The sequence below is a fragment of the Methylobacterium ajmalii genome (genome assembly GCF_016613415.1).
GTDB classification, from domain to species: domain Bacteria; phylum Pseudomonadota; class Alphaproteobacteria; order Rhizobiales; family Beijerinckiaceae; genus Methylobacterium; species Methylobacterium ajmalii.
Map to the genome: position 1 here is coordinate 1 of NZ_JACWCT010000129.1, position 11289 is coordinate 11289.

The window sequence follows — 11289 nt, forward strand, 5'->3', positions numbered from 1 at the left end:
GCCGCCTCACGCTGTTTCCTGCCTGTGGCCTGGGCGTCTATCAACCCCAAACGACGAAGCGGGCTTCGAGCCCGCCTCTCGTCCATCAACCCCGAATGACGAATGACCAACTTCTTCTACGGCCCGTCCTACTCGGATGCGCTTCGCGCCATGCTGATGTGGGCCGCCGACGACTGGAAGGCCAAGGGCAAGACCGGCAAGCCGAAATACGTCCACATGGGCGGCAACCACCCCTATCCGAACTCGCCCAAGGAAGCCGGCGAGGCGATGGCGAAGGACCTCGGCTTCGAGGTGCTGCCGGCGATCGTCTTCGCGCTGGCGCCCGGCGACTACACCGCGCAGTGCCTCACCGCCAAGAATGCGGGTGCGAACTACGCCTATCTCGGCAATACCGGCGGCTCGAACATCTCGCTCTTGAAGTCCTGCAAGTCGGTCGGCACCGACATCCAGTTCATGGGCAACGTCTGGGGCATGGACGAGAACGCCGCCAAGGCGGCCGGCGAAGCGGCGAACGGCGTCGTCTTCCCGGTCCGCACCGCCGCGGTGAGCGGCAGCACCGCGCCCGGCATGGCGATGGCGGCCGAGATCTCGAAGGTGTCGGACGCCGCCGGCACCGCCTACCGGCCGGTGCACTACTATACCGGCATCTGCGCCGCCCTCTACATGACCGAAGCCCTGGCCTGGGCCAAGGACAATGGCGGGCTTGCCGGCCCCAACGTCCGCAAGGGCTTCTACCAGAAGAAGGACTGGGTGCCGGCCGGGATGGAGGGCGTCTGCGTCCCCTCGACCTGGTCGCCCACCGACCATCGCGGGATGATGGAGGTGCACATCTACCGCGCCAAGGTCTCGGGCCCGACCGACGGTGCGCTGCCCGACCTGATCAAGGCCGGCACGATCAAGCTCGAGCCGGTCAAGACCGTGACGCTGCCGCGCAAGAGCGAGTGGCAGGGGTGGTGAGGATCGCCGCTGGCGGGTGATCCGCCCGTAAACCCTCCCCCAACCCAAGTCGGGCTTGCCAGATTTGGGCACTTGGATGCGGAACTCGGGCTTGCCCGAGTTCCGCCGGGGGAGGTTTCGACGTCGCATCTCGCTGAAACGAAAGCCTTCCGATGTCGCAGGTCATGACCCTGGAGCGCCCGACTTCCGACGCCGCGCCGGCTCCCCTCCTCAGCTTGCGCAACGTCGAGGTCGTCTACGACGACGTGATCCTGGTCCTGCGGGGCCTGAGCCTCGACGTGCCGGCGGGCTCGATCACGGCCTTGCTCGGGGCCAACGGCGCCGGCAAGTCGACCACGCTGAAGGCCATCTCGGGCCTGCTGCGCTCCGAGGACGGCGAGGTCACCCGCGGCGAGATCGTGTTCGACGGCGCCCGCATCGACGGCATCGAGCCCGACAGGATCGTGCGCCGCGGCATCTTCCAGGTGATGGAGGGCCGCCGCATCGTCTCCGACATGACGCCGATGGAGAATCTGCGCCTCGGCGCCTTCTCGCGCCGCGACCGCGAGGTCGGCCAGGATCTCGAACGGGTCCTGACCTACTTCCCGCGCCTCAAGGAGCGCACGGGGGCCGCCGGCTACCTCTCGGGCGGCGAGCAGCAGATGCTGGCGATCGGCCGCGCCCTGATGGCCCGCCCCCGCCTGATCCTGATGGACGAGCCCTCGATGGGCCTCTCGCCGCTCCTGGTGAAGGAGGTCTTTTCCATCATCCGCCAGATCAACCGCGACCTCGGCGTCACCATCCTGCTCGTCGAGCAGAACGCCCGCGCCGCCCTCTCGGTGGCCGATCGCGGCTACATCATGGAGCAGGGCAAGGTGGTGCTCGATGGCACGGTCGAGGAGCTGCGCACCAACGAGGATGTGAAGGAATTCTACCTCGGCGGCGCCGGCGACCAGCGCAAGAGCTTCCGCAACCTGAAGAGCTTCAAGCGGCGCAAGCGCTGGATCTGACGAGGCGTCCCCCCGGGTATCGCTCGGCGGCCCCGGGGGGCGGGGGAGACGGCGTGCGCCGCCTCACGCCTGCCGCGCCAGCAGCCGTTCCGCCCGGCGCAGGTGCGGCCGGTCGAACATCTCGCCGTCGATCCCGACGACGCCCATGCCGGGCGCCTGCGCGAAGGCGGCCACGACCTTGCGCGCCTGGGCGAGTGCCGCATCGGTCGGCGTGAAGGCATCGTTGATCACCGCCACTTGCGCCGGATGGATTGCCATCTTGCCGGTGAACCCGTCGCGCCGGGCGGCGCGGCATTCGCGGGCGAGCCCATCGAGGTCGCGAAACAGGGCGTTGATGGTGTCGATCGCATCGACCTCGGCGGCGGCCGCCGCCATCAGGGTCAGGTTGCGGGCAAGCTGGAACGGCCCGGTCCAGGCGCCGTCCTCGCCCCGGTTGGTCTCGGCGCCGAGATCGGCCGAGAGATCCTCCGCCCCCCAGGTGACGCCGGAGAGCCGCCGGCTCGCCTCCGGCAGGCTCTGGAGCGCGAAGACGGCGCGCGCCGTCTCGGTGGCGATCGGCAGGATGCGGGTGGCGCCGTCGGGCAGCCCGTGTTCGGCCTCGTGGACGGCGAGGCGGGCGCCGAGCTGCGCCACGCTCGGGCCGCCCTCGGCCTTCGGCAGCATGATCCCGTCGGGCGCGTGCGGCATCACCGCGGCGAGGTCGTCCTCGGTGAGCCCGGTATCGAGGGCGTTGACGCGCACGTAGAGCTTCGGCCGGCCGGCGACCGCCCGCATCCGTGCGAGGAAGCCGGCGGCGACCTCGCGGGCCTTGCCCTTCTCGGGCAACGCGACCGAATCCTCCAGGTCGAGGATCAGGGCGTCGGCCCCGACCTCCAGGCCCTTCTCCTGCTTGCGGGGCGAATCGCCGGGGACGAACAGCAGAGAGCGCATGACGAAAAGCCTATTCGATCTCGTTGACAGGTTTTATCCCACCCGCGACCTCATCTTGAGGTGCTGCTGCTTGCAGCAGCCCCGAAGGAGGGCTCCAGCTCGCTCCGAGACTTCTGGAGCCCTCCTTCGAGGCTCGCTCCGTTCGCACCTCCGGATGAGGTCGCGGGTGGGACGGACAATGGCCGGTGCGAGCCGAACCCGCGCTCAGGCCTCCGCGACCGGCCGCTTGCGCATCATCGCCTGGCGGCGGCATTCCGCCACCAGGATGCCGTCCTGGTTGTAGGCGCGGTGGACGAGGTCGACGATGCCGGCGGTGGGCCGCGAGCGCGATTCACGCTTGGCGGCGACCTCCGTCGTCACGCTCACGGTGTCGCCCTCGAAGAGCGGGGCGGGAAAGCGCGTCTCGGTCATGCCGAGGTTGCCGATGGTGGTGCCGACGGTCGTGTCGTTGACCGAGATGCCGATCATCAGGCCGAGCGTGAACAGCGAGTTCATCAGCGGTTTGCCCCACTCGGTCTCGGTCGCGCAGAAATGCGCGTCGATGTGGAGCGGCTGCGGGTTCAGCGTCATGTTGGAAAACAGCATGTTGTCCATCTGCGTCACCGTGCGGGTGAGGCGATGGCGGAGCGTCGCGCCGACCTCGAAATCCTCGAAGTACAGCCCGCCGCGCGGGTGGGTCGAAGCCGGAATCGTGCTCACGCGGCGTCCTCCGTGGTCAGGGTGATCAGGCGGGCGCCCTCGGCGACCTGCTGGCCGGCCTCCGCCAGGACCTCGGCGACGGTGCCGTCGCTGGGGGCGGTGAGCGCGTGCTCCATCTTCATCGCCTCGACCACCGCGAGGCGCTGGCCGCGCACCACCGCGTCGCCGGGGGCGACCAGCACCGCGACGAGGCGGCCGTGCATCGGCGCCTTGATGGTGCCGCCCTGGTCGATGTGGTCGAGGTCGACCGCGAAGGGATCGGGGGGGGAGAGCGCGATCTGCCGGCCCTCGGCGAGGACCAGCACGCCGGGCGGAGCCTGCACCACCGTGACGTCATCGGGCTCGGGGCCGGCGGCGCCGTATTCCACCGCGAGGCCGGTCGGGCCCCAGTGCAGGACGGCCTCGGCCGGCTCGCCCTCGAGCACGAACGGGAAGACTTGGCGGCGAGCCTCTCCGAGCTGGAACCCGTCCGCCGCGTCCCAGGGCGAGCCGGTGCCGGCGGGGGCCTCCCGCGCCACCAGCGCCCGGAGTCCGGCCCGGATCGCGGCGTCGCGGTGCGGGCTCGGTGCCGTCAGGGTCGCGAGATCGCGGTCGATGAAGCCGGTGTCGAAGCGGCCTTCGCGAAAATCCTGCGACTCGGCCAGCGCCTTCAGGAAGGCGACGTTGGTCTTCGGCCCCGCCACCAGGGTGCGGCCGAGCGCGCCGGCCAGCCGGTCCAGTGCTTCGTCACGGGTGGCGCCGTGGGCGATCACCTTGGCGATCATCGGGTCGTAGAACGGGGTCACCCGGTCGCCGGCGCGCACGCCGGTATCGACCCGGATGCCCTCGCCCGACGGCAGGGTGAGCGCCCGCAGGGGGCCCGTCGAGGGCAGGAAGCCGTGATCCGGGTCCTCGGCGTAGAGCCGCGCCTCGACGGCGTGGCCGTGGATCGCGAGACCCGCCTGGTCGACCGGCAGCGCCTCGCCGGAGGCGACGCGGAACTGCCATTCCACGAGGTCGTGCCCGGTGATCGCCTCGGTCACCGGATGCTCGACCTGGAGCCGCGTGTTCATCTCCATGAACCAGAAGCCGTCGGGGCGCAGGCCCTCGCGGCCGTCGGCGATGAATTCGACCGTGCCGGCGCCGACATAGCCCACCGCCTTCGCCGCCTCGACGGCGGCCCGGCCCATCGCCGTTCGGACCTCATCGGGCATGCCGGGGGCGGGCGCCTCCTCGATCACCTTCTGGTGGCGGCGCTGGAGCGAGCAATCGCGCTCGAACAGGTGCACGGCGTTGCCGTGAGAGTCGCAAAAAACCTGGATCTCGACGTGGCGCGGCGACAGGACGTACTTCTCGACCAGCACCCGCGGGTCGCCGAAGGCGTTCTGGGCCTCGCGCTGCGCCGAGGCGAGGGCGTCGGAAAAGCCCTCCGGCCCCTCGACCCGGCGCATGCCCTTGCCGCCGCCGCCGGCCACCGCCTTGATCAGCACCGGATAGCCGATCGCCGCGGCTTCGGCGGCGAGGAAGTCGGGCTCCTGGCGGGCGCCGTGATAGCCCGGCACCACCGGCACGCCGGCTTCCGCCACCAGCGCCTTCGCCGCATCCTTGAGGCCCATGGCGCGGATGGCGGAGGCCGGGGGCCCGACGAAGACGATGCCGGCCTCCGCGCAGGCGTCGGCGAAGTCCGGCCGCTCCGACAGGAAGCCGTAGCCCGGATGGATGCTCTCGGCCCCGCTCGCCCGGGCGGCTTCGATGATGCGGTCGATGCGCAGGTACGAATCGGCGGCGGGGGCCGGGCCGAGCAGGAAGGCCTCGTCGGCGAGCGCGACGTGCATCGCGTCGCGGTCGGCCTCGGAATAGACCGCGATGGTGCGCATCCCGAGGGCCCGGGCGGTGCGGATCACCCGGCAGGCGATCTCGCCGCGATTGGCGACGAGGACGGAGGCGAGGCGGCGTGTGGTCATGCTGTCCTCACATCCGGAACAGGCCGAACCGGGTCTCCGGCACCGGCGCGTTGAGGCAGGCCGAGAGCGACAGGCCGAGCACCCGGCGCGTCTCCTCGGGCAGGATGATGCCGTCGTCCCACAGCCGCGCCGTGGCGTAGTAGGGCGAGCCCTCCTCCTCGAATCCGGCGCGGATCGGCGCCTTGAACGCCTCCTCCTCCTCCGGGCTCCAGGCGCCGCCCCCGGCCTCGATGTTGTCGCGGCGGACGGTGGCGAGCACGCTCGCCGCCTGCTCGGCGCCCATCACCGAGATGCGCGAGTTCGGCCAGGCGAACAGGAAGCGGGGCGAGTAGGCCCGGCCGCACATGCCGTAATTGCCGGCCCCGTACGAGCCGCCGACGATCACGGTGAGCTTCGGCACCGCGGCGGTGGCGACCGCCGTGACGAGCTTCGCCCCGTTCTTGGCGATGCCGCCGGCCTCGACCTCGCGCCCGACCATGAAGCCGGAAATGTTCTGGAGGAAGACCAGCGGGATGCGGCGCTGGCAGCACAGCTCGATGAAGTGCGCGCCCTTCAGCGCGCTCTCCGAGTACAGGATGCCGTTATTGGCCAGGATCCCGACCGGCATGCCGTGCAGCCGGGCGAACCCCGTGACCAGCGTGGTGCCGTAGAGCCGCTTGAACTCGTCGAATTCCGAGCCGTCGACGAGGCGGGCGATGAGTTCGCGGGCATCGTACTGCTTGCGCAGGTCCGTGGGCACCAGGGCGTCGAGGTCGCCCGCCCCGTAGGCCGGCTCGACCGAGGCCGCGATGTCGAGGTCGGGCCGCTTGACGGTGTTGAGCCCCCCGACGATGCGGCGCAGGATCGCGAGCGCGTGGGCGTCGTCGGTGGCGTAATGGTCGGCGACGCCCGACAGCCGCGCGTGCACGTCGGCGCCGCCGAGGTCTTCCGCGCTCACCACCTCGCCGGTCGCGGCCTTCACGAGCGGCGGACCGCCGAGGAAGATCGTGCCCTGGCGGCGCACGATCACGCTCTCGTCCGACATCGCCGGCACGTAGGCGCCGCCGGCCGTGCACGACCCCATCACGCAGGCGATCTGCGGGATGCCGGCGGCCGACATCTGCGCCTGGTTGTAGAAGATCCGGCCGAAATGCTCGCGGTCGGGAAAGACCTCGGTCTGCTGCGGCAGGTTGGCGCCGCCGGAATCGACGAGGTAGAGGCAGGGCAGCCGGTTCTGGAGCGCGATCTCCTGCGCCCGCAGGTGCTTCTTGACCGTCAGCGGGTAGTAGGTGCCGCCCTTGATGGTGGCGTCGTTGCAGACCACCATTACCTCGCGGCCCGCCACCCGGCCGATGCCGGTGATGATTCCGGCGGCGTGGATGTCGTCGCCGTACATCCCGTTCGCGGCGAGCCCCCCGAGTTCCAGGAACGGCGAGCCCGGATCGAGCAGGCGCAGGACCCGGTCGCGGGGCAGGAGCTTGCCGCGGGCGACGTGGCGCTCGCGGGCCCGCGCCGGCCCGCCCGCCGCGGCCTTGGCCCGGTGGCTCTTGAGGGCGGAGCGCAACTCGCTCCAGGCCGCGCGGTTCTGCTCCGCCGCCCCGGAGGTGAGGTCGGCGCTGGTGGGGATGACCGGCATCGGCTCGAACCTCAGGCGGACTTATTGAAGAGCTCGCGGCCGATCAGCATCCGGCGGATCTCGCTGGTACCGGCGCCGATCTCGTAGAGCTTGGCGTCACGCAGGAGCCGCCCGGTCGGGTAGTCGTTGATGTAGCCGTTGCCGCCGAGCAACTGGATCGCGTCGAGGGCGCATTGCGTCGCCCGCTCGGCGGCGTAGAGGATCGCGCCGGCCGCGTCCTCCCGGGTGGTCTCGCCGCGGTCGCAGGCCTGGGCCACCGCGTAGACGTAGGCCTTGGCGGCGTTGGTCGAGACGTACATGTCGGCGAGCTTGCCCTGGACGAGCTGGAACTCGCCGATCGCCTGGCCGAACTGCTTGCGCTCGTGGACGTAAGGGATGACCACGTCGAGGCAGGCCTGCATGATGCCGAGCGGCCCCGCCGCCAGCACCGCCCGCTCGTAGTCGAGGCCCGACATCAGCACGTTGACGCCGCGTCCGACCTGTCCGAGCACGTTCTCCTCCGGGACCTCGCACTCCTCGAAGACCAGCTCGCAGGTGTCCGAGCCGCGCATGCCGAGCTTGTCGAGCTTCTGGGCGGTGGAAAATCCCTTCATGCCCTTCTCGACCAGGAAGGCGGTGATGCCGCGGGGGCCCGCCGCCGGGTCGGTCTTGGCGTAGACCACCAGGGTCTCGGCGATGGGACCGTTGGTGATCCACATCTTGGAGCCGGTCAGCACGTAGCGGTCGCCCCGCTTCTCGGCGCGGGTGCGCATCGACACCACGTCCGAACCGGCCCCCGGCTCGGACATCGCGAGCGCGCCGACATGCTCGCCGGAGATGAGCTTGGGCAGGTATTTCCGCTTCTGCGCGTCCGAGCCGTTGCGGGTGATCTGGTTGACGCACAGGTTGGAGTGCGCGCCGTACGACAGGCCGACCGAGGCGGAGGCCCGCGACACCTCCTCCATCGCCACACAATGGGCGAGATAGCCGAGGCCCAGGCCCCCATACTCCTCCTCGACCGTGATGCCGTGGAGGCCGAGCGCCCCCATCTCGGGCCAGAGGTCGCGCGGGAAGGTGTTGGTGCGGTCGATCTCCTCGGCCCGCGGCGCGATCTTCTCCTGCGCGAAGCTGCGCACGCTGTCGCGGATCGCCTCGGCGGTCTCGCCCAGGCCGAAATTGAACTCACGCGCGGCGTTCGGGATCATCGGCGCCTCCTCCCATTTTCTCCATTCATACGAACGATCGTTTTTTAAGACAAGCGGGGAGAGAGCGAAGGACGGACGTGAGACGGATGGTCCGGCACAGCGCCCGACCCGTCGGGCGAGCCAGGGTCGAGCGCTCCCAAACTCACAGGGTCATCCCGGTGCCGCGAGGCGGGATCCGGGATCCATATCCATCAATCATGCCGGAAGATGTGGAGCGGCCTTCGCCGGCTTCTCAAGCCTCGGCGGATATGGATCCCGGGCGCCCGCCTTCGGCGAGCCCCGGGACCACCTGGAGGATTTCGGAACCTGTTTGACTTGCGGCGATATGATCGCAAGGGGATTTTCTATCCTACCCTCCACCTCAGGATGAGGTTGCTGATGGGATAGAGTATATCTATCGGTCGATCAGGCTCTCAGAAAATCGGCACGACACCGAAGTCCGGTGTTCGTGATCGCTTACCCCCGCGCCACCGCCCGGGCGATCCGGCCGGCGCCCGGCCCCGCCGCCGCGGCGTGCGTTGCCGCCCTGGCCCGCGACGCACGGTGGCTCGCATGGGTGATCGCGATGGCGAGCGCGTCCGCCGCGTCCGCCGTGTCGGCGGTGGCCTTGGGCAGGAGGAAGCGCACCATCGCGCCGACCTGGTCCTTCTCGGCGTGGCCGGCGCCGACCACGGTCTTCTTGACGAGGTTGGCGGCGTATTCGGCCACCGGCAGGCCGGCGAGGGCCGGCACCAGCAGGGCGACGGCGCGGGCGTGGCCGAGCTTCAGGGTCGCCTGCGCGTCCTTGTTGACGAAGGTTTCTTCCACGGCGGCCTCGTCGGGGAGCATCGTGGCGACGACCTTGGTCAGGCCCTCGTGCAGGCTGCACAGGCGGGTGGCGAGGTCGTCGTCGCCGTTCGACGTCACGGTGCCGCTCGCCACGAAGGCGAGGCGGGTGCCCGTCACGGTGATCAGGCCCCAGCCGGTGCGGCGCAGGCCCGGATCGATGCCCAGGATGCGGATCGGTTCGCTCATCGCCGCTCAGGTGTCCTTGCCGTGGATGCGGGCGGCGCCCGCATCATGCCGAAAAACCGTCCCGGCGCGAAGAGCGCCGGTCTCTAGCCGGGAAAACGCTGCACCGCCAGCACGGGACGTTCCGTGAACATGCCTGAAGCACCCTTGCGCCCGAGACCTTGACGAATCGTAGCCGTGGGGTGCGTGGTGACCTTATGTCACTCGATCCCGCCGCCCTCCTGCCGCTCGACGCCCGGGCCGCCACCCTGTTCCTCGCCGCGCTCGTCGGCGGGCTGGTGCGCGGCTTCACCGGCTTCGGCTTCGCGATGGTGTTCGTGCCGGTGGCCGCGGCGGCGGTCGGGCCGGCGGCGGCGGTGGGGCTGATCTGGGTGGTCGACGCGCCGTTCTCGCTGTGGTTCGGCGCCCGCTCCGCGCCGCGGGCGGTCTGGCGCGAGGTGGTGCCGCTGCTCATCGGCTCCACCCTCCTGCTGCCGGTCGGTGTCCAGCTCCTCACCCATCTCGATCCGGCGCTGACCCGCTGGATCACCGCTTGCGCCATCCTGCTGGCGCTCGCCGCGCTCGTCTCGGGTTGGCGCTACAAGGGGGAACCGTCGCTGCCGCTCTCGCTCGCGACGGGGGGCGCCTCGGGACTGGCGAGCGGCTTTGCCGCGCTCGGCGGCATGCCGCTCGCCGTGTTCTGGCTCGCCAGCCAGCGCGCCTCGGCGCGTCAGGTGCGCGACAACCTGATGGCCTATTTCGGCCTCTCGACCCTGGTCTCCGGCGTCGTCTTCACGGCCACCGGCGTCCTCACCGGCCCCCGCTTCGCGGAGGCGGTGCCGCTGCTCCTGCCCTACGGGGTCGGCCTCTGGATCGGCTCGCACGGCTTTCGCCATGCCTCCGACCGGACGTTCCGGGTGATCGCCTACGCGGTGATCCTGGTGGCGGTGTGCCTGGCGTTGCCGCTGCGCTAGACCACTTCACGATCGCATTGCGATCGTGAAGCTCTCTAAGTCATTGTTTTGTCGCATTTTTTTGCGACGAACCGGTTTCCGCTTCGTCGGAAAATGCGCTAGGCCTTGTCCCACCAGCCCTTCTCGGCGTGGAGCCCGTGCTGGCCGCGATAGGGGGCCACCTCCGGGCTCCGCCAGCCCTCGGTCAATTCGGGCGCCAGCCGGTAGACCTCGACGGCGAGCGGCCGGCAGACCTCGATCGGGTCGCGGGCGTCCGGCCCCCAGAGCGGCACCGAGAGGTCGCCGCCCGGGCAGGTCGAGAGGGCGCAGAGCAGGTCGATCTCGGCGAAGAATTCCAGGTAGTCGCCGGCTTTCGCCGGGCAGTCGCGCATGAAGTACAGGTCGTCGTGGTTGAGCCCGGTGACCTGGAACACGTTGAGCACGTCGTGGACGTCGAACTCGGTCAGGCCGAACGGCATCACCGCGCGGGTGAGGTTCGAGTGGCAGTGGAAGTGGAAGTCCTGCCCGGTCAGCAGCTTGTTGACGTAGGGGTCGCAGCGGGTGCCGAGCAGGTCGTGGACCCGGCCGCCGTATTCGTCGGTGCCGTAATGCGCCAGCGTGTCGGCCGTGATGGTGACGAGCGGGCGCAGGAACGGCAGGGTCGACCACAGCCGGTCGAAGGTCGTGACGTGGGCACCCTGGAGCTGGCGGGTGCGCGCCGCCCATAGCCGCTCGCGGGGATCGTGCCGGTTCCAGATGTTGAGGTCGCCGACCTGCGGCCCCTCCGGCGCGACGATCCGGAAGACGTGGCCCGCCGGCACGCTCCAGGCCCGCCCGGTACGGATCGGGACGGTGAACGCATCGACCAGGGTCCGCCCGCCGGTCTCGGCGGCGATCCGCTCGTAGAACGGCCGGTCGACCGACAGGGCCGAGCCCTCGCTGACCTGATAGGCGGCGGGGAAGTCCTTCATGCCGGGGGCTCCGGGTGGGTGTGACGCGTGCCAGGAGTGGCAGAGGTGGAGGGGTGGG

General features: G+C 70.3%; 9 protein-coding genes and 1 pseudogene. 3 read left to right on the forward strand and 7 right to left on the reverse strand.

The features are described 5' to 3' along the window. Positions 1 to 108 precede the first annotated feature (108 nt). Both HPY23_RS24245 and HPY23_RS24250 read left to right on the forward strand, forming a co-directional pair. Positions 109 to 957 (forward strand): annotated as a pseudogene (locus HPY23_RS24245) (ABC transporter substrate-binding protein); the annotation flags it as partial. A 152-nt stretch (positions 958 to 1109) separates the two neighbouring features. Next, entirely contained in the window at positions 1110 to 1946 is an 837-nt protein-coding gene (locus HPY23_RS24250) for an ABC transporter ATP-binding protein (RefSeq protein WP_060845425.1), read from the forward strand. Positions 1947 to 2009: 63 nt separating this feature from the next. Here HPY23_RS24250 and HPY23_RS24255 read toward each other — a convergent pair whose 3' ends face one another. From HPY23_RS24255 to ruvC, 6 genes are all read right to left on the reverse strand, one after another. Next, a complete protein-coding gene (locus HPY23_RS24255; RefSeq protein WP_091883132.1) occupies positions 2010 to 2876 on the reverse strand; it encodes an HpcH/HpaI aldolase/citrate lyase family protein in 867 nt (288 codons plus the stop codon). A 204-nt stretch (positions 2877 to 3080) separates the two neighbouring features. After that, positions 3081 to 3575 carry a MaoC family dehydratase gene (locus HPY23_RS24260; protein WP_244533420.1) on the reverse strand — a complete coding sequence of 165 codons (495 nt, stop codon included), beginning with the start codon at positions 3573 to 3575 and terminating at the stop codon, positions 3081 to 3083. Then, a complete protein-coding gene (locus HPY23_RS24265) occupies positions 3572 to 5518 on the reverse strand; it encodes an acetyl-CoA carboxylase biotin carboxylase subunit (protein WP_091883135.1) in 1947 nt (648 codons plus the stop codon). The genes HPY23_RS24260 and HPY23_RS24265 overlap by 4 nt, the downstream gene beginning before the upstream one ends. Before the next feature lie 7 nt (positions 5519 to 5525). Next, entirely contained in the window at positions 5526 to 7133 is a 1608-nt protein-coding gene (locus tag HPY23_RS24270) for a carboxyl transferase domain-containing protein (protein WP_091883138.1), read from the reverse strand. A gap of 11 nt (positions 7134 to 7144) precedes the next feature. Then, positions 7145 to 8317 carry an isovaleryl-CoA dehydrogenase gene (locus tag HPY23_RS24275; RefSeq protein WP_060845429.1) on the reverse strand — a complete coding sequence of 391 codons (1173 nt, stop codon included), beginning with the start codon at positions 8315 to 8317 and terminating at the stop codon, positions 7145 to 7147. A gap of 456 nt (positions 8318 to 8773) precedes the next feature. Then, entirely contained in the window at positions 8774 to 9331 is a 558-nt protein-coding gene (gene ruvC / locus HPY23_RS24280; protein ID WP_060845430.1) for a crossover junction endodeoxyribonuclease RuvC, read from the reverse strand. 194 nt (positions 9332 to 9525) lie between these two features. Here ruvC and HPY23_RS24285 point away from each other — a divergent pair, with 194 nt between their 5' ends. Beyond that, a complete protein-coding gene (locus HPY23_RS24285; protein ID WP_091883141.1) occupies positions 9526 to 10281 on the forward strand; it encodes a sulfite exporter TauE/SafE family protein in 756 nt (251 codons plus the stop codon). Positions 10282 to 10379: 98 nt separating this feature from the next. On the opposite strand, the gene HPY23_RS24290 is transcribed toward HPY23_RS24285, so the two are convergent. Next, positions 10380 to 11231, reverse strand: coding sequence for an urea carboxylase-associated family protein (locus HPY23_RS24290; protein WP_060845432.1), 852 nt, complete (start codon positions 11229 to 11231; stop codon positions 10380 to 10382). Between the last annotated feature and the right edge of the window lie 58 nt (positions 11232 to 11289).

Bases quoted from the DNA above. Each gene is read 5' to 3' on its own strand.
- HPY23_RS24250 (WP_060845425.1), top strand. From the start codon at position 1,110: ATGTCGCAGGTCATGACCCTGGAGCGCCCGACTTCCGACGCCGCGCCG.
- HPY23_RS24255 (WP_091883132.1), bottom strand. From the start codon at position 2,876: ATGCGCTCTCTGCTGTTCGTCCCCGGCGATTCGCCCCGCAAGCAGGAG.
- HPY23_RS24265 (WP_091883135.1), bottom strand. From the start codon at position 5,518: ATGACCACACGCCGCCTCGCCTCCGTCCTCGTCGCCAATCGCGGCGAG.
- HPY23_RS24270 (WP_091883138.1), bottom strand. From the start codon at position 7,133: ATGCCGGTCATCCCCACCAGCGCCGACCTCACCTCCGGGGCGGCGGAG.
- HPY23_RS24275 (WP_060845429.1), bottom strand. From the start codon at position 8,317: ATGATCCCGAACGCCGCGCGTGAGTTCAATTTCGGCCTGGGCGAGACC.
- ruvC (WP_060845430.1), bottom strand. From the start codon at position 9,331: ATGAGCGAACCGATCCGCATCCTGGGCATCGATCCGGGCCTGCGCCGC.
- HPY23_RS24285 (WP_091883141.1), top strand. From the start codon at position 9,526: ATGTCACTCGATCCCGCCGCCCTCCTGCCGCTCGACGCCCGGGCCGCC.
- HPY23_RS24290 (WP_060845432.1), bottom strand. From the start codon at position 11,231: ATGAAGGACTTCCCCGCCGCCTATCAGGTCAGCGAGGGCTCGGCCCTG.